The organism is Paracoccus hibiscisoli (genome assembly GCF_005048265.1).
Classification (GTDB): domain Bacteria; phylum Pseudomonadota; class Alphaproteobacteria; order Rhodobacterales; family Rhodobacteraceae; genus Paracoccus; species Paracoccus hibiscisoli.
In genome coordinates this window covers 1-22,055 of sequence record NZ_SUNH01000030.1, presented here as the reverse complement: position 1 = coordinate 22,055, position 22,055 = coordinate 1, and the positions used below count along the sequence as shown (strand labels likewise).

Annotated in this window: 20 protein-coding genes; 9 read left to right on the top strand and 11 right to left on the bottom strand. The window is 67.5% G+C overall.

The features are described 5' to 3' along the window. Window positions 1-119: 119 nt before the first annotated feature. From FA740_RS16605 to FA740_RS16595, 3 genes are all read left to right on the top strand, one after another. Complete coding sequence (locus FA740_RS16605; RefSeq protein WP_136857923.1) at window positions 120-878, top strand: electron transfer flavoprotein subunit beta/FixA family protein; 759 nt, start codon at window positions 120-122, stop codon at window positions 876-878. Beyond that, window positions 878-1,804, top strand: a complete 927-nt coding sequence (locus FA740_RS16600; RefSeq protein ID WP_136857922.1) for an electron transfer flavoprotein subunit alpha/FixB family protein — start codon at window positions 878-880, stop codon at window positions 1,802-1,804. Before FA740_RS16605 ends, FA740_RS16600 begins: the two co-directional genes overlap by 1 nt. Before the next feature lie 98 nt (window positions 1,805-1,902). Then, window positions 1,903-2,778: a 3-hydroxybutyryl-CoA dehydrogenase gene (locus FA740_RS16595; protein WP_136857921.1), complete on the top strand. Its 876-nt coding sequence runs from the start codon at window positions 1,903-1,905 to the stop codon at window positions 2,776-2,778. 30 nt (window positions 2,779-2,808) lie between these two features. Here the strand turns inward: FA740_RS16595 and FA740_RS16590 are convergent, their stop codons facing one another. The 6 genes from FA740_RS16590 to FA740_RS16565 all read right to left on the bottom strand — a co-directional run bounded on the left by FA740_RS16590 (window position 2,809) and on the right by FA740_RS16565 (window position 6,146). Beyond that, window positions 2,809-3,231 (bottom strand): DUF2852 domain-containing protein, encoded by a 423-nt coding sequence (locus FA740_RS16590; RefSeq protein WP_136857920.1) that lies wholly within the window; start codon window positions 3,229-3,231, stop codon window positions 2,809-2,811. An 85-nt stretch (window positions 3,232-3,316) separates the two neighbouring features. Then, window positions 3,317-3,976 (bottom strand): TetR/AcrR family transcriptional regulator, encoded by a 660-nt coding sequence (locus FA740_RS16585; protein ID WP_136857919.1) that lies wholly within the window; start codon window positions 3,974-3,976, stop codon window positions 3,317-3,319. Continuing rightward, the gene (locus FA740_RS16580; protein ID WP_136857918.1) at window positions 3,976-4,254 is read right to left on the bottom strand and encodes an HPr family phosphocarrier protein; all 279 of its coding nucleotides are present in this window, start codon (window positions 4,252-4,254) and stop codon (window positions 3,976-3,978) included. Before FA740_RS16580 ends, FA740_RS16585 begins: the two co-directional genes overlap by 1 nt. Beyond that, window positions 4,251-4,673, bottom strand: coding sequence for a PTS sugar transporter subunit IIA (locus tag FA740_RS16575; protein ID WP_136857917.1), 423 nt, complete (start codon window positions 4,671-4,673; stop codon window positions 4,251-4,253). The genes FA740_RS16580 and FA740_RS16575 overlap by 4 nt, the downstream gene beginning before the upstream one ends. A 43-nt stretch (window positions 4,674-4,716) precedes the next feature. Then, entirely contained in the window at window positions 4,717-5,670 is a 954-nt protein-coding gene (rapZ, locus tag FA740_RS16570; protein ID WP_136857916.1) for an RNase adapter RapZ, read from the bottom strand. Window positions 5,671-5,732: 62 nt separating this feature from the next. Further along, the gene (locus FA740_RS16565; RefSeq protein ID WP_169306342.1) at window positions 5,733-6,146 is read right to left on the bottom strand and encodes an HPr kinase/phosphorylase; all 414 of its coding nucleotides are present in this window, start codon (window positions 6,144-6,146) and stop codon (window positions 5,733-5,735) included. A gap of 213 nt (window positions 6,147-6,359) precedes the next feature. Here FA740_RS16565 and FA740_RS16560 point away from each other — a divergent pair, with 213 nt between their 5' ends. Further along, entirely contained in the window at window positions 6,360-7,955 is a 1,596-nt protein-coding gene (locus FA740_RS16560) for a phosphoenolpyruvate carboxykinase (RefSeq protein ID WP_136857914.1), read from the top strand. Between the two features lie 108 nt (window positions 7,956-8,063). Here FA740_RS16560 and argF read toward each other — a convergent pair whose 3' ends face one another. Then, the gene (gene argF / locus FA740_RS16555; protein WP_136857913.1) at window positions 8,064-8,990 is read right to left on the bottom strand and encodes an ornithine carbamoyltransferase; all 927 of its coding nucleotides are present in this window, start codon (window positions 8,988-8,990) and stop codon (window positions 8,064-8,066) included. Window positions 8,991-9,110: 120 nt separating this feature from the next. Continuing rightward, the gene (locus FA740_RS16550; RefSeq protein WP_136857912.1) at window positions 9,111-10,283 is read right to left on the bottom strand and encodes an aspartate aminotransferase family protein; all 1,173 of its coding nucleotides are present in this window, start codon (window positions 10,281-10,283) and stop codon (window positions 9,111-9,113) included. Between the two features lie 115 nt (window positions 10,284-10,398). On the opposite strand from FA740_RS16550, the gene FA740_RS16545 reads away from it, so the two are divergent. After that, window positions 10,399-11,370 carry a DMT family transporter gene (locus FA740_RS16545; protein WP_338119678.1) on the top strand — a complete coding sequence of 324 codons (972 nt, stop codon included), beginning with the start codon at window positions 10,399-10,401 and terminating at the stop codon, window positions 11,368-11,370. A gap of 6 nt (window positions 11,371-11,376) precedes the next feature. On the opposite strand, the gene FA740_RS16540 is transcribed toward FA740_RS16545, so the two are convergent. Next, a complete protein-coding gene (locus FA740_RS16540; RefSeq protein WP_246053689.1) occupies window positions 11,377-12,213 on the bottom strand; it encodes an ABC transporter permease in 837 nt (278 codons plus the stop codon). Window positions 12,214-12,330: 117 nt separating this feature from the next. Here FA740_RS16540 and FA740_RS16535 point away from each other — a divergent pair, with 117 nt between their 5' ends. From FA740_RS16535 to rocF, 4 genes are all read left to right on the top strand, one after another. Continuing rightward, window positions 12,331-12,954 carry a GcrA family cell cycle regulator gene (locus FA740_RS16535; protein ID WP_136857911.1) on the top strand — a complete coding sequence of 208 codons (624 nt, stop codon included), beginning with the start codon at window positions 12,331-12,333 and terminating at the stop codon, window positions 12,952-12,954. 295 nt (window positions 12,955-13,249) lie between these two features. Continuing rightward, entirely contained in the window at window positions 13,250-14,968 is a 1,719-nt protein-coding gene (metG, locus tag FA740_RS16530) for a methionine--tRNA ligase (protein WP_136857910.1), read from the top strand. Between the two features lie 154 nt (window positions 14,969-15,122). After that, the gene (locus FA740_RS16525) at window positions 15,123-17,165 is read left to right on the top strand and encodes a TonB-dependent receptor domain-containing protein (protein WP_169306341.1); all 2,043 of its coding nucleotides are present in this window, start codon (window positions 15,123-15,125) and stop codon (window positions 17,163-17,165) included. 75 nt (window positions 17,166-17,240) lie between these two features. Further along, a complete protein-coding gene (gene rocF / locus FA740_RS16520) occupies window positions 17,241-18,164 on the top strand; it encodes an arginase (protein ID WP_136857909.1) in 924 nt (307 codons plus the stop codon). Window positions 18,165-18,248: 84 nt separating this feature from the next. On the opposite strand, the gene FA740_RS16515 is transcribed toward rocF, so the two are convergent. Together FA740_RS16515 and FA740_RS16510 are read right to left on the bottom strand one after the other, a co-directional pair. Beyond that, complete coding sequence (locus tag FA740_RS16515) at window positions 18,249-20,273, bottom strand: catalase (RefSeq protein WP_136857908.1); 2,025 nt, start codon at window positions 20,271-20,273, stop codon at window positions 18,249-18,251. A 483-nt stretch (window positions 20,274-20,756) separates the two neighbouring features. After that, complete coding sequence (locus tag FA740_RS16510; RefSeq protein ID WP_246053688.1) at window positions 20,757-21,806, bottom strand: Hint domain-containing protein; 1,050 nt, start codon at window positions 21,804-21,806, stop codon at window positions 20,757-20,759. Window positions 21,807-22,055: the final 249 nt, after the last annotated feature.

The following is a 22,055-nucleotide window of genomic DNA, read 5'->3' as shown; positions in this document are numbered from 1 at the left end:
GGACCCCGGCGTCACGGGGCGCAAACGCTGCGTCCTGTGACGTTTTTGCCCTGTCCTTGCCCGGTCTTGCTGTCTAACAATCCCCGCGACAGATGACGCAAACCAAGGGAGAGAGGCCGATGAAAGTCCTCGTGCCAGTCAAGCGCGTGATCGACTACAACGTGAAGGCCCGCGTGAAGGCGGACGGATCGGGTGTCGATCTGGCCAACGTGAAGATGTCGATGAACCCCTTCGACGAGATCGCCGTCGAAGAGGCGATCCGTCTGAAGGAAAAAGGCGCCGCCACCGAGATCGTGGCCGTCAGCATCGGCGTCAAGCAGGCCGCCGAGACCCTGCGCACCGCGCTGGCCATGGGCGCCGACCGCGCGATCCTGGTCGTCGCCGCCGATGACGTGCATCAGGACATCGAGCCGCTGGCCGTCGCCAAGATCCTCAAGGCCATCGTCGATGCCGAACAGCCCGGGCTGGTCATCGCCGGCAAGCAGGCGATCGACAACGACATGAACGCGACCGGCCAGATGCTGTCGGCCCTGCTGGGCTGGAGCCAGGCGACCTTCGCCAGCAAGCTGGAGATCGCGGGCGACGTGGCCCATGTCACGCGCGAGGTCGATGGCGGCCTGCAGACCATCGAGGTCCGCCTGCCCGCCATCGTCACCGCCGACCTGCGCCTGAACGAGCCGCGCTATGCCAGCCTGCCCAACATCATGAAGGCCAAGAAGAAGCCGCTGGAGGAGAAGACCCCCGCCGATTACGGCGTGGACGTCACCCCGCGCCTGACGGTCGTCAACACCCGCGAGCCCGAGGGCCGCAAGGCGGGCATCAAGGTCGGCTCGGTCGACGAGCTGGTGTCGAAACTCAAAGAAGCGGGGGTCGTGTGATGGCTGTTCTTCTTCTGGCCGAAGTGACCAATGGCGAACTGAACCGCGACGCGACCGGCAAGGCCGTGGGCGCCGTCGCACCCTTGGGCGACGTGACGGTGCTGTGCGCCGGGTCGCAGGCCCGTGCGGCCGCCGATCAGGCCGCGACGATCGCGGGCGTGTCCCGCGTCCTGGTGGCCGAGGATGCGCGCTATGGCCACCGGCTGGCCGAACCCACCGCCGCGCTGATCGTGGCGCTGGCGGGCGATTACAGCCATATCGCCGCGCCCGCCACCACGGACGCCAAGAACGTCATGCCCCGCGTCGCGGCCCTGCTGGACGTGATGGTGATGTCCGACGTCTCTGCCGTGATCGACGCCGACACGTTCGAACGCCCCGTCTATGCCGGCAACGCCATCCAGACGGTGAAATCGGCCGACGCGACCAAGGTCATGACCATCCGCGTGGCCAGCTTTGACGCCGCGGGCGAAGGCCCGGCGGCCCCCGTCTCGGACGCCACGCTGGCCGACGATCCGGCCCTGTCGAAATGGCTGAACGACGAGGTCGCGCAAAGCGACCGCCCCGAGCTGACCTCGGCCGGGCGCGTCGTGTCGGGCGGTCGCGCGCTTGGCTCCAAGGAGCAGTTCGCGATCATCGAGAGCCTGGCCGACAAGCTGGGCGCCGCCGTCGGCGCATCCCGCGCGGCGGTCGATTCGGGCTATGCCCCGAACGACTGGCAGGTGGGCCAGACCGGCAAGGTCGTGGCACCCGAACTCTATGTCGCGGTCGGCATCTCGGGCGCGATCCAGCATCTGGCGGGCATGAAGGACAGCAAGGTCATCGTGGCCATCAACAAGGACGAAGAGGCGCCGATCTTCCAGGTCGCCGATTACGGCCTGGTGGGCGACCTGTTCACGCTGGTCCCGGAACTGACCGAAAAACTGTAACGAACGCTGCCGCCCCCCACGGATCCGGGGGGCGGTTTTGCATTGCAGCAGGGGTCGCCCGGCCCTATCGTCCCGGCGACGGAACAGGGGATGCAGCAATGGCAATTCAATCGGTTGGCGTGATCGGCGCAGGTCAGATGGGCAACGGCATCGCGCATGTCTTTGCCGTGGCAGGCTATGACGTGCTGCTGACCGATATCAGCCAGGAGGCGCTGGACAAGGCCGTCTCGCTGATCGACCGCAATCTGGAACGCCAGGTCAGCCGCGACAAGATCACCCCCGCCGTCAAGGCCACCGCGATGGGCCATATCAGCACCACCCTCAAGCTGTCGGATCTGGGCCGCTGCGATCTGGTGATCGAGGCCGCGACAGAGCGCGAGACCGTGAAACAGGCGATCTTCGAGGATCTGGTCCCGCACCTGAAGCCCGAGACAATCCTGACCTCGAACACCTCGTCCATCTCGATCACGCGGTTGGCCTCGCGCACCGACCGCCCCGAGAAGTTCATGGGGTTCCACTTCATGAACCCCGTCCCCGTGATGCAGCTGGTCGAGTTGATCCGCGGCATCGCCACCGACGAGCCGACCTACAAGGCGCTGCACGAGGTGGTCGAGAAACTGGGCAAGACCTCGGCCACCGCCGAGGATTTCCCCGCCTTCATCGTCAACCGCATCCTGATGCCGATGATCAACGAGGCGGTCTATACCCTGTATGAGGGCGTGGGCTCCGTCAGCAGCATCGACAGCGCGATGAAGCTGGGCACCAACCACCCGATGGGCCCGCTGGAGCTGGCCGATTTCATCGGCCTGGACACCTGCCTGGCCATCATGAACGTCCTGCATGACGGGCTGGCCGATACGAAATACCGCCCCTGCCCGCTGCTGACCAAATATGTCGAGGCCGGCTGGCTGGGCCGCAAGACCGGGCGCGGCTTTTACGACTATCGCGGCGACACGCCGGTGCCGACGCGCTGAGGGGCCGGTCGCCCGGCCCCGGTCGGCAGATCACGCCTCGGACTTGGGGTCGCGCTGTTCCATGAACTGGTCGAACTCGGCCTTGTCCTTGGCCTCGCGCAGCTTGGCCAGGAAGGCGTTGAAGTCGCGATGCTCGTCCTCCAGCCGCTTCAGCGTCTCGGCGCGATAGGCGTCAAAGGCGCTGTTGCCGGTCGAGGGTGCCGCATAGCGCGGGGTGATGTCACGTTTCTTGCAGCTTCCGAACATGCGCTTGCTCCAGATCATGTAGAACAGGACTGCCAGGCCGACCGGCCAGGCGAAGATGAAACCCAGCACCATGGCCACCAGCCAGGCGGGGCGGCCGCGCGCGTCCAGCCAGTCCCGGCCGCGGGCCAGCAGGTCGCCTGCGCGCTGCAGGGTCGTGGCCGACGATCCGTCGGGGGACGGGGACGGCGCAGGAATTGCGGTGATCATCGGTGATCTCTCCCTATGTTAATGTAAATCACATTTACATAGATGGGCGCGTCGAGACCGGGTTCAAGACCGGTCGGCCGATTTTTCAGTCGTGGATCAGGCCCAGCCCGCGCAGATAAATCATCACGCCGCTCTCCAGCATCTGCGACGGTTCGACGGGGCTGCGGGTGCCGGGGCGGCCGCGGCCGAACAGCTCGACCACGCCGTGGCTCAGCGCCCAGATGTGGTTGGCGACCATGCGCACCGGCGGGCGGCGATCGGGCGGCAGGCGGCTGGCCAGCGCCTCGGCGGCCGAGACCAGCACCCCCTGCGCCCGCCCCGACGCCGCCGCCAGATCGGCATTGCCGGCGATGGACAGCCCGCTCTCGAACATGGCCATGTAATAGCCGGGGCGGTCGGCGGCGAAATCCAGATAGGTCTGCCCCATCCGCAGGAACGCGCTCAGCGGGCGCGGACGGCCGCCGTCAAAGGCCGTCTCCAGACGGGTCGCAAACTCCAGGAATCCCTGGCGCGCGACCTCCTCCAGCAGGTCCTCGCGGCCCTTGAAATGGCGATAGGGGGCGGCGGGCGACACGCCCGCCCGGCGCGCGGCCTCGGTCAGGGTAAAGGCCTGCGGGCCCTGCTCCTGCACCAGATCGGCGGTCGCCTCGACCAGGGCCTGGCGCAGGTTGCCGTGATGATAGGATTTGCGGTCAGAGGCGCGGGCATCCGCGCCCGTGCCGTCGGGGGATTGCGGGTCGGGCACTACATGCCTTCGCCGAAGTAATCCCCGACCAGGGCCTCCAGCGCGTCGGCCAGGGCCTGCGCCTCGGGGCCGGTGGTGGTCACGCGGATCTGGCTGCCGCGCGGCGCGGTCAGCATCAGCAGGCCCATGATGCTGTCGCCCGACACCGCCATGCCGTCCTTTTCGACCTGCGCCTGCGCGTCATGGCGTTCGACCACGTCCACGAACTTGGCGCTGGCGCGGGCGTGCAGGCCCTTGATGTTGATGATCGACAGGTCGCGGGTGACGGGCTGGCTCATCCGGCGCGGCTCCCGCTGTCCAGCCCGGCTTCGGGCGGCACGTTGTACGAGTTGATGTATTTGCGCCCGGCATCCTTGGCATGGCCCACCGCGACCGGCACGGTCAGGTGCCGCGACTTGGCCAGCTTGACCAGCATCGGCAGGTTGGCCCCATAGAGGATCGTGCGATCCTGCACCGCGCAGGCCGGCAGCGACAGGTTCGAGGGCGAGCCCCCGAACAGATCCGTCACCAGCACGACACCGTCGCCCAGATCGACCGCATCGGCCGCCGCCTTGATCTCGGCCGTCTTGGCGGCGCGGTCGTGATCATCCTCGATCGCGACGGCGGCGATTCCGACCTGCGGCCCCACGACATGCTCGACCGCCGAGAGATACTCCCGGGCCAATCCACCATGCGCGACTATGACAATTCCGATCAACGCGCCCCACCAAGCCCAAAAGACCGCCCGAACACCCAAGACCTCATGATGCCTGCCTCTGTGTCGGATATGCCCCGCCGTCAGGCTGCACCTCCGGGGCAGATTGCAGCGCCGCACTCCGACGCTCGAGTTCCCTGTGCCTTATTGACACCGGCCAGCCCGCCTCTGCAAGCGCAACAGCCATGTTTTCCACCAAAGTGACGGAACGGTGTTGCCCCCCGGTGCATCCGAAACCCACCGCCAGGTGCGATTTGCCCTCATCCATATGGGCGGGCAGCAGGAACTGCACCAGCCCGCAGGTCCGGTCAAAGAATTCCGCGAATCGCGCATCGGCGCGCACATGCGCCTGCACGCGCGGATCGCGCCCGTCCAGCGGCCGCAGGTCGGGCGCCCAATGCGGGTTCGACAGGAACCGACAGTCGAACATCAGATCCAGGCCCCGCGGCACGCCGCGCTTGTAGCTGAAGGAATGCAGCGACACGCTCAGCCGCCGGTCGGGCCGCGCATCGAACCAGCGCGTCAGCTCGGCCTTGAGGTCATGGGGCGACAGCTCGGTCGTGTCGACCAGGACATCGGCCCGCGCCCGGATCGGGGCCAGCAGGTCGATCTCGGCCAGAACGCCCGACATCGGGGCGGCATCGGGCGACAGCGGATGGCGGCGGCGCGTCTCGTTATAGCGGCGCACCAGGACGTCCGCCTGACAGTCCAGGAACAGCACCTCGGGCGCATAGCCCGGCAGGCGCGTCAGCCGGTCGATCAGCTCGATCACGTTGAAGGCCGAGAAATCGCGGTTGCGCACGTCCAGCCCCAGGGCCAGCGGCGTGGGCCGCGCGGGCCCGTCCAGCAGCCGCGGGATCAGCGACAGCGGCAGATTGTCGATCGCCTCGAAGCCCAGATCCTCCAGCACGTTGATCGCGGTCGAGCGCCCGGCCCCGGACGGCCCGGTGACCAGCACCAGCCGCTGCGCGGTTTCCGGTTCGGTGGCGTCGTGATCCATGCGTCAGGTCCTCGGCAACGGCGGGTGGCATCCGGGTTCGGCATCAAGGCGGCGGGCGGTCGTCATGCCAGACGTCGCCCCAGCATCAGCTGCCGCATCGCAGCATAAAGATGGGGGCGATAGGGCCCGGACACAAGCGAAACCCGGACCCCCAGCCAATCCTGATACCGCTCCTGCGGCAAACGTTCGGCCTCGGGCGCGCCCAAGTCACAGGCCAGCGCCACCGGGACCGGCGGCGACGGCTCTGCCCAGAGGATGCCCACGCCCCGCGCCTCGATCCGCCCCAGCAGGGGCTGGGGCGCCTGCGCCATCAGCCGGCCCGCCGACAGGCGCAGGTCGGTGCGGTCGTCGGCCACCAGCCGTGCCCCCACGGCCATCAGCTGCAGGGCCAGCGTCGACTTGCCCGCACCCGACGGCCCCAGGATGATCACACCCCGCCCGTCCAGGGCCACGGTCGTCGCATGCAGCTGGATCATTCGAATCACCTCCCCCCTCATCCTGCCCCGAAACCGGTTAAGATTCTGTCCACCGGCACACTGCCCCGCCTCATTTTTGCCATGTTGGCGATAACATCCAATGTTACCGCTCACTGTTTGCGCTGACTTGTTTCGGCCCGAATCCGCCGTGTTATAGCCCGGACAACGCCCGCCGCCGCGGGCCGCCACCGCACACACCACGGAGCCACGGACATGACGACGCGCGCAAATCCCGACTGCCGCCTGGACGATCAAGGCATCACCGGGCTGGGCCAGGTCCATTACAACCTGACCGAAGCCGCCCTGATGACCCAGGCCGTCGCCCGCGGCGAAGGCCAGCTGGGCCAGGGCGGCACGTTCCTCGTGTCCACCGGCGCGCATACCGGCCGCTCGCCCAAGGACAAGTTCGTGGTCCGCACCCCCTCGGTCGAAGACACGATCTGGTGGGACAACAACAAGCCGATGGACCCCGCAGCCTTTGACCGCCTGCATGCCGACATGCTGGCGCATATGAAGGGGCGCGACTACTTCGTGCAGGACCTGTTTGCGGGCGCGGATGCCGACAACCGCCTGGACGTCCGCGTGGTGACCGAGCTGGCCTGGCACGGCCTGTTCATCCGCCACCTGCTGCGCCGCCCCGACCCGTCCGAACTGGCCGGCTTCGTGCCCGAATTCACCATCATCAACTGCCCCGGCTTCACCGCCGACCCGGCGCGCCACGGCTGCCGCAGCGGCACGGTGATCGCGATGAATTTCGACGCCAAGCTGATCCTGATCGGCGGCACCGCCTATGCGGGTGAGAACAAGAAATCGGTCTTCACCCTGCTGAACTACCTGCTGCCCGCCAAGGGCATCATGCCGATGCATTGCAGCGCCAACCACGCGCCGGGCAATCCCGACGACGCGGCGGTGTTCTTCGGCCTCTCGGGCACCGGCAAGACGACCCTGTCCGCCGACCCGTCGCGCGTGCTGATCGGCGACGATGAACATGGCTGGTCCGACACAGGCATCTTCAACTTCGAGGGCGGCTGCTACGCCAAGACCATCAACCTCTCGGCCGAGGCCGAGCCCGAGATCCACGCCACCACCACCCGCTTTGCCACCGTGATCGAGAACATGGTCTTTGACCCCGACACGCTGGCGCTGGATTTCCAGGACAATTCCATCACCGACAACATGCGCTGCGCCTACCCGTTGGAGGCGATCGGCAACGCATCTCCCACCAGCCTGGGCGGGCACCCGAAAAACGTGATCATGCTGACCTGCGACGCCTATGGCGTGCTGCCGCCCATCGCGCGGCTGACGCCGGCGCAGGCGATGTATCACTTCCTGTCGGGCTTCACCTCCAAGACGCCGGGAACCGAGGTCGGCGTGACCGAACCCGTGCCCACCTTCTCGACCTGCTTCGGCGCGCCCTTCATGCCCCGCCGCCCCGAGGTCTATGGCAAGCTGCTGCAGGAAAAGATCGCCCAGCACGGCGCCTCGTGCTGGCTGGTGAACACCGGCTGGACCGGCGGCGCCTTCGGCACGGGCAAGCGCATGCCCATCGCGGCGACCCGCGCCCTGCTGGCCGCCGCGATGGACGGCAGCCTGAACGACGCGCAATTCCGTCGCGACCCGAATTTCGGCTTCGACGTGCCGGTCAGCGTCCCGGGGGTCAGCGACACGCTGCTGGACCCGCGCCAGACCTGGGCGGACCCGGCGGCCTATGACGCGCAGGCAAAAAAGCTGGTGCAGATGTTCTGCGACAACTTTGCCCAATACCTGGACGCCATCGACGACGAGACCCGCGCCGCCGCCATCGGCTAAGTCACGCCCCCCAGACCGGAAAGGCCGCCCCGAAGGGGGCGGCCTTTTCTCATGGCGTCGGGTGGCGACAGCCACCCGTCAATCAGGTCGGCTCACGGGCAGGTCGGCTCACAGGCCCAGGCAATGGCGCATGATCGCCTTTTGCGCATGCAGCCGGTTCTCGGCCTCGTCCCAGATGACCGAGGCCGGACCGTCCATGACCGCGCTGGTCACCTCATCCTCGCGATGCGCAGGCAGGCAATGCATGAACAGCGCATCGGGCTTGGCCCGCGCCATCAGCGCCTCGTTGATCTGATAGCCGCGCAGCTGGTTGTGCCGCCGCTCCTTGGCGGATTGCGGGTCATGCATGCTGACCCAGGTGTCGGTCACGACAAGATCGGCGCCAATCACGGCCTTGTTCGGATCGCGCTCGATGGTGACCGGGCGCCCCTGCGCCGCGGCCCAGTCCAGCCATTCGCGCTCGGGGTCCAGGGGCGGCGGGCCGGTGAAGGTCAGATCGAAGCCGAACTGCCCCGCCGCATGGGCAAAGCTGGCAAAGACGTTGTTGCCGTCGCCCGACCAGACCACCTTGCGATCCGCGATCGGGCCGCGATGCTCCTCGAAGGTCATCACATCGGCCATGATCTGGCAGGGATGGGTGCGGTTGGTCAGCCCGTTGATGACCGGCACGCTGGCATATTCCGCCATCTCGTGCAGGGTCGCCTCCTCAAAGGTGCGGATCATGATCAGATCGACATAGCGCGACAGGACGCGCGCCGTGTCGGCGATGGTCTCTCCGTGGCCCAGCTGCATTTCCGATCCCGACAGGATCATCGTCTGCCCGCCCATCTGCCGCACGCCCACGTCAAAGCTGACCCGCGTGCGGGTCGAGGGCTTTTCAAAGATCAGCGCCACCATGCGCCCGGCCAGCGGCTGGTCGTCATCCGGGGTGCCCTTGGGTCGCCCGTTGCGGGCGGCCTTCATCGCATGGGCATTGTCGATGATGCTGCGCAGCGCGGCAGGATCGGTGGTGTGGATATCCAGGAAATGGGTCATCTGTCTGTCTTTCAGCGATTTATCGCAGCAAGCCCTGTGCCGCCGCCCGGGTCAAGGGGGCGCTGCCCCCACCGCGCTGACGCGCGGCCCCCCCGGGATATTTGCATGAAGAAGAAGCGCTCAGGCGGCCAGGCTGGCGGCGGCGCGGTCCAGGCGGGCCACGGCCTCGGCGATGTCTTCGTCAGTGATGTTCAGCGGCGGCAGCAGGCGCAGCGTGTCATCGGCGGCGGGCACGGTCAGCAGGTGCTGATCATAGGCGGCGCGGACCAGATCGACCGGCGCCACGCGGCATTTCAGGCCCAGCATCAGCCCCTGGCCGCGCACCGATTCAAAAACGTCCGGGTGGCCCGCGACCAGCCCCTCCAGCCTCTGGCGGAACAGGGCGGCCTTGCGGTTGACCTCGGCCAGGAAAGCCGGATCGGCCACGATCTGCATCACGCGCGCGCCCACCGCGCAGGCCAGCGGGTTGCCGCCATAGGTCGAGCCATGCGTGCCCGCGACCATGCCCGCCGCCGCAGCTTCGGTCGCCAGCACCGCGCCCAGGGGAAAGCCGCCGCCGATGCCCTTGGCGACCATCATGATGTCGGGCGCGATGCCTGCATGTTCGTGCGCGAACAGGCGGCCCGTGCGGCCCATGCCGCATTGCACCTCGTCCAGGACCAGCAGCGCGCCGGTCCGGTCGCACAGATCGCGCAGCCCCTTGAGGCAGGCGTCGGGCAGCACGCGGATGCCCCCCTCGCCCTGCACCGGCTCGACCATGATCGCGGCGGTGCGGTCGGTGACCGCGGCCTCCAGCGCCGCGTGATCGCCAAAGGGCAGCGTGCGGAACCCCGGCATCAGCGGGCCGAAGCCCTTGGTCATCTTGTCCGATCCCGCCGCCGCGATCGCCCCGGTGGACCGCCCGTGGAAGGCCCCGCCAAAGGTCACGATCTCGATCCGCTCGGGGTCGCCGGCATGGTCCCAATGCTTGCGGACCATCTTGATGGCCAGCTCGGCGGCCTCGGTGCCGGAATTGGTGAAGAACACCGTGTCGGCAAAGGTGTGCTCGACCAGCAGGTCGGCCAGCCGCTCTTGTTCGGGGATCTGATAGAGGTTCGACACATGCCAGATCCGCCCCGCCTGCTCGGTCAGCGCAGCGACCAGGTCGGGGTTGGCGTGGCCCAGCACATTGACGGCAATGCCCGCGCCCAGATCCAGATAGCGCGTCCCGTCGGCGGTGACGGCCCAAGAGCCCTCGCCGCGTTCAAAGGCAAGGGGCGCACGGTTATAGGTCGGCAGGACATGCGGGATCATGGATCTGGCCTTTGCAGCGATGGGAGGGGGGGCGGGCAGGCGAACAGGATGCGGACCGGTCAGGTCGCATCAGCGTCGGATGGAACGGGCGCGTCGCTTGCTCATGGCGGGCAGGATGCGCAGCTTTGCCCCTCTGCGCAAGCGCGAAAACCGTCTGGACGCGTCCTTTCACGATGTGCAAGAAACCGGCATGGAAACATCCGGTGAACATCGCGGCCGCACGGTGGCCTTCATGGTGGCGGCGACGGCGCTGTTCGCGGCGACCTCGCTTCTGGCCAAGGCCATCGGCACGGGCGCCCTGGGGCCGGCGCTGCCGCCGTTGATGGTCAGCCTGGGGCGCTTTGCCTTTGCGCTGGCGGGGATCACGGCGGTTGTGGCGCTGATGCGGCCCCGGCTGACGCGGCCGCGCTGGTCCACGCATCTGGCCCGGACGCTGTGCGGATGGGGTGGCATCACGCTGATGTTCGCGGCCGTCGCGCGCATGCCTCTGCCCGATGCGACGGCGATCAGCTTTCTGTCGCCGGTCTTCACCATGCTGCTGGCCATTCCGCTGCTGGGGGAACGCGTCGGCCCGGTGCGCTGGACCGCGGCCGCCATCGCGATGGTCGGCGCGGCGATCCTGCTGCGCCCGGGCGACGCGCTGCAGCCCGCCGCGGCGCTGGCCCTGGGCGCCGCCTGCGCCATGGGGCTGGAGGCGATCTTCATCAAGCGCCTGACCCGGCGCGAGGCGCCGCTGCAGATCCTGCTGGTCAACAATACGATGGGCACGGCGATCGCCGCCACCGCCGCCCTGTTGGTCTGGGCGACGCCCAATGCGGCGCAATGGGCGGCGCTGGCGGCCATCGGGCTGCTGATGGCCATGGGTCAGGCGCTGAACCTGGCGGCGATGCGACAGTCGGATGCCAGCTTCGTGGCCCCGTTCTTCTACCTGACGCTGGTCTGGGCGGCGGGGTTCGACCTGTGGATCTTTGGCGTGCTGCCCGATGCGGTCAGCATCGCGGGGGCCGCGGTGCTGGTCTCGGGCGCGGGGCTGCTGGTCTGGCGCGACCGCCAGCGGGGTGGTGCTACCCGGCCGCTCGGCGCCTGAACGGCCTCAGGGCTTCATCCGGTATCCCGTCTTCAGCCAGCGCCAGGCCAGCCACAGCACCGCCGCCACGACGCCCGCGCAGATCAGCGCCCCGCGCCAGGCGGGCGCGTCGCTGACCCCGGTGACCCCGTATCGCGCCCCGTCGATCAGGTAAAAAATCGGGTTCCAGTGCGACAGCGTGTTGAACGGCTCAGGCAGGGCCTGCACCGAATAGAAGGTGCCCGACAGGAACGACAGCGGCGTGATGACGAAATTGGTGATCGCCGCCATCTGGTCGAATTTCTGCGCCATGATCCCGGCCAGGATGCCCAAGCCCCCCAGCATCAGCGCCGCCAGCAGGATGAACAGCACCGTCCAGCCCGGATGCGCGATGCCACGCCCGGTGACCAACACCATGCCCGTGCCGATCACCACCGCGACCAGCCCCGCGCGCACCACCGACCCGGCCAGATAGCCCGCCAGCAGCTCTCCGGCGGACAGAGGCGGCATCAGCGTGTCGATGATGTTGCCCTGCACCTTGGCCGCGGTGATCGAGCTGGAGGTGTTGGCGAAGGCGTTCTGGATCACCGTCATCATCAGGATGCCCGGCCCCAGGAACACCAGATAGGGCAGGCCCATGACCTGACCCCGCCCCTGGCCCAGCGCCAGGGAAAAGATCATCACGAACAGCCCCGCCGTCATCAGCGGCGCGAATATCGTCTGCTGCCAGACCGCCATGAAACGCATCACCTCGCGCCGCGCCAGGGTCCGCAGGCCCAGCCAGTTGACCCTGCCAAAGCGGCGCACGCCCATGGCCGGGGCGGCGGAGGGGGCCTGCGGGTCAAACTTCGTCGGGGCTGTCATGTGGCGGTCCTTGAATTTCTGGCGCTTGGCGGCTAAATCTCGGCATCCCGTTTGTGACGGGACCAATCGCAGGTTACAAGATGGGGCGGCAGGTCAGATCCGCCCGGAAAGGCTGCCATGTCCTGGACGGATGATCGCGTCGAGACACTGAAACGCATGTGGTCCGAGGGCCAGTCCGCCAGCGCCATCGCCAAGGAGCTGGGCGGCGTCACCCGGAACGCCGTGATCGGCAAGGTCCACCGCCTTGGCCTGTCGAACCGCAATGACGAGGCAGAGGCCGCGCCCGCCCCGGCCCCCGAACCCGCCCCCGCCCCGGCACCCGAGGTCAAGCCCGCCGCAGCCGTGCGTCCCGCACCTGCGCCCGCCGCCCCGCCGCGCCCCGAACCCGTCGCCGCAGCCCCGGCCCAGCCCGAGCCCGAGGCGGAACCCGCCACGCAGCCCGCCTTCGTGCCGGTGCCGCGCCGCCCGATCGTGCCCGCGGGCCAGCCCCTGCCGCCCCAGCCCTCGGCCAACGAGATTTCCCCCGAGGCCCTGGCCTCGGTCCGCGAAGTCGAAAAGCGCGCGAAGAAGCTGACCCTGATGGAGCTGACCGAGCGGACCTGCAAATGGCCCATCGGCGATCCGGCGACCGAGAAATTCTGGTTCTGCGGCCTGCCCTCGGTCGCGGGCAAACCCTATTGCGAGGCGCATGTGGGCGTGGCCTTCCAACCGATGAGCAGCCGCCGCGACCGCCGCCGCTGACCCCCTCCACCCAACCCCTCCGATCCAGGGCCGCCCCGACAGGCGGCCCTGTTTCCTGTCCGGGCTGCGGCGATCCTGAACGATCCATGACCGCAACGCCCGCAAGCGGTGTACAGGCTGTGCACGCGCTGTGCCTGTCCGGTGCCCGCCCTGTGCGGCGGATTTCCGGGCGATTTCAACGCGCCCCCCGCCCCGCCCCCACGGCGGTGTTGCGCGCACCGCCCCTGCAACGCGCGCCGCACTTTTCAACACCGCGCAACAGGGCTAGAGAGACGCGACCCCGAAAGGACGCACCATGGCCCGCCACCTGATCACCTCTGCCCTGCCCTATATCAACGGCATCAAGCATCTGGGGAACCTTGTCGGCTCCCAGCTGCCGGCGGATCTCTATGCCCGCTATCTGCGCGCGCGCGGCCACGAGGTGATGTTCATCTGCGCCACCGACGAGCACGGCACCCCGGCCGAACTGGCCGCCGCCAAGACCGGCGAGGCCGTGGCCGATTACTGCGCCCGGATGCACAGCGTCCAGACCGCCTTGGCGCAGGGGTTCGGGCTGTCCTTCGACCATTACGGGCGCTCTTCCAGCGACCAGAACCGTCGCCTGACCCAGCATTTCGCGGGCCGCCTGGCCGATCAGGGCTATATCCGCGAAGTCGTTGAAAAGCAGGTCTATTCCCATGCCGACAACCGCTTTCTCCCCGACCGCTACATCGAGGGCACCTGCCCCAATTGCGGCTATGACAAGGCCCGCGGTGACCAGTGCGAGAACTGCACCAAGCAGCTGGACCCGACCGACCTGATCAACCCGCGCAGCGCCATCAGCGGCTCCACCGACCTTGAGGTGCGCGAGACGAAGCACCTCTATCTGCGCCAATCCGCGCTGAAAGGCGACATCGCCGCCTGGATCGACGGCAAGGCCGACTGGCCGATCCTGACCACATCCATCGCGCGCAAATGGCTGAACGACGGCGACGGTCTGCAGGACCGCGGCATCACCCGCGACCTGGACTGGGGCGTGCCGGTGAAACGCGGCGATGCCGACTGGCCGGGGATGGAGGGCAAGGTCTTCTACGTCTGGTTCGACGCCCCCATCGAATATATCGGCGCGACCGCCGAATGGGCCGAAGCAAACGGCGCCGACGACGCCGCCTGGCGCCGCTGGTGGCGCCTGGACGAGGGCGCGGAGGACGTGACCTATACCCAGTTCATGGGCAAGGATAACGTGCCCTTCCATACCCTGTCCTTCCCCGCCACCTTGATCGGTTCGGGCGAGCCGTGGAAGATGGTCGATTACATCAAGTCCTTCAATTACCTCACCTATCAGGGCGGACAGTTCAGCACGTCTCAAGGCCGCGGCGTGTTCATGGACCACGCGCTGGAGATCCTGCCCGCCGATTACTGGCGCTGGTGGCTGTTGTCCCACGCCCCCGAATCCGGCGACAGCGAGTTCACCTGGGAGAATTTCCAGCAATCCGTGAACAAGGACCTGGCCGACGTGCTGGGCAACTTCGTCAGCCGCATCACCAAGTTCTGCCGCGCGAAATTCGGCGAAACCGTCCCCGAGGGCCCGGCCTGGGGTCCCGCCGAACTGGCCCTGATCGACACGCTGACCACCCGCATCCGCGCCTATGAGGCCAACATGGAGGCGATGGAGGTCCGCAAGGCCGCGTCCGAGCTGCGCGCCATCTGGGTGTCGGGCAACGAATACCTGCAATCGGCCGCGCCCTGGACGGTGTTCAAGACCGACCCCGACCAGGCGGCAATGCAGGTGCGCATGGGACTGAACCTGATCCGCCTCTACGCGATCCTGTCGCAGCCCTTCATCCCCTTCGCCTCGGCCAGCATGCTGGCGGCGATGGGCACCGACGGCGCGGACTGGCCCACGGACGTGGCGCAGGCCCTGCAGGCGCTGGCGCCGGGCCATGGCTTCACCGTCCCCGAGGTCATGTTCGCCAAGATCAGCGACGAGGACCGCGCCGCATGGGAGGCACGGTTCCAAGGCGTCCGCACCTGATTGTTGCACGAATGCAACGCATGAGGCGGGGCGGGGCGCAGGTCTTGCCCCCGTCCGCCCACCGGCCTAAAGGCGACTGAATTACCCAGGTAATCGGCTTTTCCCTCTGGTCGCGACCCCAGGCAGCATGTCCCTCCCCCTCCCGGAGCCCGTGATGCCCAAGACCCTCTCTGCCCGCGCCGTCCTTCTGTCGCTGACCGCGCTGACCGTTCCCGCCGCCGCCCAGGACCGCGCGCCCGTCCTGCTGGACGAGGTGGTGATCACCGCCTCGGGGTTCGAACAGACCATCGCGGACGCCCCCGCCAGCATCTCGGTCATCTCGGGCGAGGAGCTGGCGCGGCGCAACATCACCACCCTGTCGGATGCGCTGCGCGGCGTGCAGGGCGTGGCCACGACCGGCATCGCCAATGAACAGGACATCACCATCCGCGGCCTGGGCGGGCAATACACGCTGATCCTGGTCGACGGCAAACGCCAGGGCACCCGCGAATCGCGCACCAATGGCAGCGCCGGGTTCGAGCAGAACTGGATTCCCCCCGTCGCCGCCATCGACCGGATCGAGATCGTGCGCGGCCCGATGTCGTCGCTGTACGGGTCCGACGCGATGGGCGGCGTCATCAACGTCATCACCAAGCCTGTGGCCGGCCGCTGGACCGGCTCGGTCACGGCCGAGGCGACGGTGCCCCAGGACGGCGACGACGCATCCTCGCGCCAGCTGTCCTTCTATGGCAGCGGGCCGGTGATCGCCGATCAGCTGGGCCTGCAGGTCTGGGGCCGCCGCTTCGACCGGTCGGAATCGCAGGTCGTGGACGGGCTGCGCGACCGCGACCTGACCGACCTGTCGGCGCGGCTCAGCTGGACGCCCGACCCCGATCACACCGTCCACCTGGAGGGCGGGCGCACCCGAATCGAGGATCTGGGCCGCGTGGGCCGCACCATCGCGCCCGTCGATTTCCGCGGCACGCCCCAGAACGACAGCCTGCAGGAAAACACCCGCGACCGCGCCGCCCTGTCCTATGCCGGGCAATGGGGCGACGTGACCGCCGATCTGTCGGTCCTGCGCGAGGTCGGCCAGCGCACCACCGCCTCCGGCAACGGCGCCCTGGGCCTGACCGTGGGCGACCGCGCGCCCAAGGTCACGAACACCGTCTATGACGCGAAATTCACCGCGCCGCTGGAATGGCAGGGCAGCCACACCTTCGTCTTTGGCGGGCAGCTGAACCGCACCGGCCTGCGCGACCAGAACCCGGGCCTGGGCGACGGGCGGACCTATACCTTCTCGACCTCGCAGCGGGCGATCTTTGCCGAGGATGAATGGCGCCTCCGCGACGATGTCGCGCTGACCCTGGGGGCGCGGCTGAACGATCACGCCGAATATGGCCGCAACACCACGCCGCGCGCCTATGCGGTCTGGAACCCGTCCCAGGATCTGACCATCAAGGGCGGCGTGTCGACCGGGTTCCGCGCCCCCGACCTGCGCTCGGTCGTGCCGGGCTATTTCTACACGACCGAACGTGGCGCCGGGGCCATCGTGTCGAACCCTGACCTCAGCCCCGAGGAAAGCACCAATTACGAGCTGGCCGCCCTCTATACCGCACCCGCATGGCAGGTCGGCGCGACCCTGTTCCGCACCGATTTCCGCAACAAGATCGAAAGCGTCAAGACCACCGACCGCGTCACCGTGGGCGGCCAGTCCTACAACCGCTGGAACTGGGTGAACATCGGAGAGGCGCGTCTGCAGGGGGTCGAGCTGACCGCCGAATGGGACGCCACCGCGGATGTGACGCTGCGCGCCAATTACAGCTTCACCGACAGCGAACAGCGGACCGGCGCCTTCACCGGCCTGCCGCTGGAGCGCACGCCCCGCCATCAGGCCAGCGTGACGGCCGACTGGACCACGCCCATCGACGGGCTGGGGGCCTGGGGCACGGTGAACTACCACGGCGATGAGACCGCCGCCGGCGCCCGCATCGGCACCAATGGCCGCCCCGTGGCCTTCGACGCGTCGGGCACGGCCATCGCCTATGAATACGGCTCCTATCTGACAGTCGATCTGGGCGCGGATTATCAGCTGACCGACCGCGTGTCGCTGAACGGCGCAGTCTACAACCTGCTGGACCGCGACATCACCATGGCCGCCAACAACACCGAAGGCGAAGGCCGCCGCCTGTGGCTGGGCCTGACCTCGAACTTCTGACCCAGTGCGCCCGGCCGGTGGACTTTCCCCGGCCGGGCGTGTTCAAACAGGGCCGAACCGCAAGCCGGAGAGCCCATGACCCATTGCATCCTGATCGGAGCCCCCGTGGACGAGGGCCAGCGCCGCCCCGGCTGCCTGATGGGCCCCGCCGCCTATCGTACCGCGGGCCTGGCCCAGACCCTGTCGGCCCTGGGCCACGGCGTCGAGGATCGCGGCGACGTCACCCCCGCCGCGCCCGGGGACCAGACCTGCACCAATCCGGCCGTCCACCACCTGCCCGAAACGATCGCCTGGACCCACGCCCTGCGCGAAGCGACCCAGGCCGCCCTGCCCCACGGCATGCCGATCATCATGGGCGGCGACCATTCGCTGGCCCTTGGCACGGTCGCGGGGGTGGCGGCCCATGCGGCGACCCAAGGGCGGCCGCAATTCGTGATCTGGCTGGACGCGCATAGCGATTTCCACACGGTGGACAGCACCACCTCGGGCAACCTGCACGGCACGCCCATGGCCTATGCGAACGGCCAGCCCGGCTTCGATCCCTTCCCGCCCTTCCCGGCCCCCATCCCGGGCGAAAACATCTGCATGTTCGGCATCCGCAGCGTGGACCCCGCCGAACTGGCGCTGATGCAACCCACGGACATCACCGTGAACGACATGCGCGTGCTGGACGAACAGGGCATCGTCGCACCCCTGCGGGCCTTCCTGGACCGCGTGCGGGCCGCGAACGGCATGCTGCATGTCAGTCTGGACGTGGATTTCCTCGACCCCGCCATCGCGCCTGCGGTCGGCACCACCGTCCCCGGCGGCGCGACCTTCCGCGAGGCGCATCTGGTGATGGAGCTGCTGCACGAATCCGCCCTCGTCACCTCGCTCGACCTGGTCGAGCTGAACCCCTTCCTCGACGAACGCGGACGCACGGCCAAGCTGATGGTCGATCTGGTGGGCAGCCTGATGGGCCGCAAGGTCTTCGACCGCCCCACCCGCAGCTACGGATAAGGGGCAGGCCCCACCGGACCCGCCCCTTCTTCTTCATAAAAATATCCCGCGGGGGTCCGGGGGCGCGAAGCCCCCGGCGCCAGCCTACCAGACCTTCGCTTCGCGGTCGTAGAACCGCCGCGCCGCCGCCTCGACAAAGGCCTTGGGGTCCAGTTTCGTGACCCCGGCATCCGGCACCACACCCGCCGCCGCCAGCAGTTTGGCCGAAGCATCCTCCGCCCCGATCGCCTTCAGATGCGCGAACGCGTCCGAGACGAAATCGACCGCCGGCTTGAACTTGGCCATCTTGGCTGCATCCTCGGCACTCAGCACCAGCGCCACCGCATCGAACAGCACCGAGGGCGAGCCCGCCAGCTGCGCCTCCGCCTTGCCGCGCTCCTTGGCGATCAGCATCACGCTGCCCCCCTCGGCCTCGACCGCGGCCTTCAGCGCCTCGACCTTGTCCATGTCGCCGCCATCCCCGATCAGGATGCCGACCTTGCGGCCCTGCAGCGTATGCTTGGCACGCTTCATGATGGACAGCGCATCCGACGGCGCCATGTCCACCGGCTCGCGCATTGGCTTGGCGGCATCGGGCAGATCCTCGGCCAGACCCTCGGCGACCGTCTCGGCCAGATCCTCGTCGATGACGCGCAGATGGCCCAGAACGCGCTGGATCACATGGCCCAAGCCTACCTTGGACAGCTCAAAGGTGATCGCATCGGCGATATGCCCCTGCTCCACCTCGGTCTGGCTGCGATAGAACAGGCGCGCCTGGCTGTAATGGTCCCCGAACAGCTCGGCCCGCACGCGCAGCTTCTCCTCGGGCTTGTTGCCCAGATCGGTCATGTCCTTGTAGGTCGCAAAGCCCTGCTCGCTGGCGCGCGGACCCGGGTCCTCTCCCACTTCGTGCAGGCTGTTGGGCTCGTAATTGGCGCGGCCCTTGGGCACGGCCATCTGCATCATCCCGTCGCGCTGGAAATTGTGCATCGGGCATTTCGGCGCATTGATCGGGATCTGGTGGAAATTGGTCGTCCCCAGACGCGATTTCTGCGTGTCCAGATAGCTGAACAGCCGCCCCTGCAGCAGCGGGTCGTCCGAAAAGTCGATGCCGGGCACGACATTCGTCGGCAGGAAGGCCACCTGCTCGGTCTCGGCAAAGAAGTTGTCGGGGTTGCGGTCCAGAACCATGCGACCGACGATGCGGACGGGAATATCCTCTTCGGGGATCAGCTTGGTGGCGTCCAGCACGTCATAGGGCTGCTTGGCCGCCCATTCCGCGTCAAAGGTCTGGATGCCCAGTTCCCATTCTGGGAAATCACCCGAATCGATGGCCTCCCACAGGTCCTGGCGGTGATAGTCCTGGTTGGCACCCGCCGTCTTGACCGCCTCGTTCCAGACCTGGCTCTGCAGGCCCAGCTTGGGCTTCCAGTGGAACTTGACGAAGGTCGACTTGCCCTCGGCATTGACCAGCCGGAAGGTGTGGACACCGAAGCCCTCGATCATGCGCAGGCTGCGCGGGATGGCGCGGTCCGACATAGCCCACATGATCATGTGCATCGATTCCGGCATCAGCGACACGAAATCCCAGAAGGTGTCATGCGCGCTGGCGGCCTGGGGATAGCCCTTGTCGGCCTCCATCTTGACCGAATGGATCAGGTCGGGAAACTTGATCGCATCCTGGATGAAGAACACCGGGATGTTGTTGCCGACCAGGTCCCAATTGCCCTCCTGGGTATAGAACTTGACGGCAAAGCCGCGCACGTCGCGCGGCGTGTCGACGCTGCCCGCACCGCCCGCCACGGTCGAGAAGCGCACGAAGACTTCGGTCCGCCCGGCCTTGGCCAGAACGCCCGCGCGGGTCAGTTCGGGGATCGGGTCGGTGCATTCGAAATAGCCATGCGCCCCCGATCCGCGGGCATGCACGATGCGCTCCGGAATACGCTCATGGTCAAAGTGGAAAATCTTTTCACGAAGCGCGAAATCCTCCAGCAGGGTCGGCCCTCGTACCCCGGCCCGCAGGCTGTTCTGGTTGTCGGAAAGGGGAACACCGTGATTGGTGGTCAGGGCGTCGCCGCCCGTCTGGTGCAATTCACCGCCATTGCCGCGGGTGTCGCTGATGCGGGACATGCCGTCCTCCTGTGATGGGCGTTGCCGCTCAACGGGATGGGGGCGTCAGGGTTCCTGATTTCAGGGCTATGAATTGTTCATCCGCTTGCCCTGCGCGGCGCGGCCTGCGATAGGAACGGGGATGGTGACGCGGACGTGGCGAAATCGGTAGACGCAGCAGACTTTGACAATTGGAGTGCCCGTCGGGAAACCGGCGGTGCAGAACCGCTCAAATTCGGGGAAAGCTGACGGGTTCGCCCCTGCCAATCCCGAGCCAAGCCCCGGCGACGGGGAAGGTGTAGAGACTAGACGGGCGGCGCCTAACGCCTTCGGGCCATGGCGAAGGGATAGTCCAGACCACGAACGGGGCCAGCCCCGGCGGCGAAAGTCGAAGTGGTACGAAAATCTGTTTTCCGTCAGGAAGTGCGGGTTCAAGTCCCGCCGTCCGCACCACCATCAGTCCATGACGCGGGCCGCGGCATCGCCGCAGCCCGCCATCAGCGGTCAGGAGACCAGCGCACGCTCGTTGCGGGCGTGGCGTTCGACCAGGCGCCGCAGTTGCGGGCCGCGCACCAGATGGCGCGCCTCGCGCGGCAGGCGGGTGGCGTCGCGCAGTTGAGGGAACAGGGCGTCGATCTCGGCCAGGGCGGTCTTGCCAAGCGATTCCAGCGCCTGTGCACCCGGATACAGCGATTCGGTCAGCGCGCCGTCCGACATGATGACCTGGTGGTCGTCGAACATCAGGTGGACATAGGTGACCTCGGTGACGTCCTCGTCGATGCGGATGCCGGACAGTTCGGTCAGCTGGCAGGCCGGGGCCAGAACCTCGGCCGCGCCAAAGATGCGCTGCGCGATGGCCGAGCGGATCAGGATGCGGTGCTGGCGCGACACGACCAGCGGACGCACGGGCTGATCGGCCCCCAGGGCGCCGGCCTCGATGCGCACGGGACGCAGCTTGGGCTTGGCGGCCAGGTCGATCGCATCCAGGGCGCGCGTCCCGGTCCAGCGCAGCGGCTGGAATCCGTTGTCGCGGGTCCAGATCATGTCACCGGCCTGCTGCGTCTCGACCGCGCGGTCGCCCTGTTCGGTCAGGATCATCGTGCCGGCGGCAAAGCAGATGATGTCCAGATCAAAGATGTCCGGATTGAACGAGATCCGCGCCACATAGGTGTTCGCCGGCAGCGGCGTGGCCTGCAGGATCTCGACCGAATACAGCGCATTGATGTCGGACCACTCGTCCACGCTATCCAGGGCGGGGCGGAAGAACATGTCGCCATTGCGCATCTGGATCAGCACGCCCTGCTGGTCGCTGGTGGTGTTGTCGGGAAAGGTCAGCCGGTAATCGACCCGCAGAAAGCCGGTGATCTGGCTGCTGACCTGGGCATCCGCGTCAGGGGACCGATAGGTGAAGGTGCTGGGACCGAACAGGTTGTGGTTGTAGGTCGTCGCATAGGCGGTGGTCCACCCGGTCTCCGGGGTGTTGATGACGCGCAGGCCACCGACCAGGCTGACCGGCTCGATCTGGTTTGGGCCGGTCGCGGTATAACCGTTCATGGACTCAGCCTCGGCTGCAGTCGCCGGTGAACCCGCCGTCGCGTTGATCTGCGCTCCGTTTCCGAACCACATCCAGGTGACAGGATAAGTCATGAAAGTCGCCGCCAGTAAAGAATTCCGGGGCTAGGCCGTGTTGACAAAAGGGATTCACAACGCGGTTCGGGCATGATTCAAGCTGGTATCTGCGATCGAGACCAGCTTGGCACGAGACCTGATGTCGGACGAGGAATGGGCGTTCTTTGAACGGTT

Excerpts from the sequence above, each read along its gene's own strand:
- FA740_RS16605 (WP_136857923.1), top strand. The coding sequence starts at position 120 with ATGAAAGTCCTCGTGCCAGTCAAGCGCGTGATCGACTACAACGTGAAG.
- FA740_RS16600 (WP_136857922.1), top strand. The coding sequence starts at position 878 with ATGGCTGTTCTTCTTCTGGCCGAAGTGACCAATGGCGAACTGAACCGC.
- FA740_RS16595 (WP_136857921.1), top strand. The coding sequence starts at position 1,903 with ATGGCAATTCAATCGGTTGGCGTGATCGGCGCAGGTCAGATGGGCAAC.
- FA740_RS16590 (WP_136857920.1), bottom strand. The coding sequence starts at position 3,231 with ATGATCACCGCAATTCCTGCGCCGTCCCCGTCCCCCGACGGATCGTCG.
- FA740_RS16580 (WP_136857918.1), bottom strand. The coding sequence starts at position 4,254 with ATGAGCCAGCCCGTCACCCGCGACCTGTCGATCATCAACATCAAGGGC.
- rapZ (WP_136857916.1), bottom strand. The coding sequence starts at position 5,670 with ATGGATCACGACGCCACCGAACCGGAAACCGCGCAGCGGCTGGTGCTG.
- FA740_RS16565 (WP_169306342.1), bottom strand. The coding sequence starts at position 6,146 with ATGATCCAGCTGCATGCGACGACCGTGGCCCTGGACGGGCGGGGTGTG.
- FA740_RS16560 (WP_136857914.1), top strand. The coding sequence starts at position 6,360 with ATGACGACGCGCGCAAATCCCGACTGCCGCCTGGACGATCAAGGCATC.
- argF (WP_136857913.1), bottom strand. The coding sequence starts at position 8,990 with ATGACCCATTTCCTGGATATCCACACCACCGATCCTGCCGCGCTGCGC.
- FA740_RS16550 (WP_136857912.1), bottom strand. The coding sequence starts at position 10,283 with ATGATCCCGCATGTCCTGCCGACCTATAACCGTGCGCCCCTTGCCTTT.
- FA740_RS16545 (WP_338119678.1), top strand. The coding sequence starts at position 10,399 with ATGCGCAGCTTTGCCCCTCTGCGCAAGCGCGAAAACCGTCTGGACGCG.
- FA740_RS16540 (WP_246053689.1), bottom strand. The coding sequence starts at position 12,213 with ATGACAGCCCCGACGAAGTTTGACCCGCAGGCCCCCTCCGCCGCCCCG.
- FA740_RS16535 (WP_136857911.1), top strand. The coding sequence starts at position 12,331 with ATGTCCTGGACGGATGATCGCGTCGAGACACTGAAACGCATGTGGTCC.
- metG (WP_136857910.1), top strand. The coding sequence starts at position 13,250 with ATGGCCCGCCACCTGATCACCTCTGCCCTGCCCTATATCAACGGCATC.
- FA740_RS16525 (WP_169306341.1), top strand. The coding sequence starts at position 15,123 with ATGCCCAAGACCCTCTCTGCCCGCGCCGTCCTTCTGTCGCTGACCGCG.
- rocF (WP_136857909.1), top strand. The coding sequence starts at position 17,241 with ATGACCCATTGCATCCTGATCGGAGCCCCCGTGGACGAGGGCCAGCGC.
- FA740_RS16515 (WP_136857908.1), bottom strand. The coding sequence starts at position 20,273 with ATGTCCCGCATCAGCGACACCCGCGGCAATGGCGGTGAATTGCACCAG.
- FA740_RS16510 (WP_246053688.1), bottom strand. The coding sequence starts at position 21,806 with ATGAACGGTTATACCGCGACCGGCCCAAACCAGATCGAGCCGGTCAGC.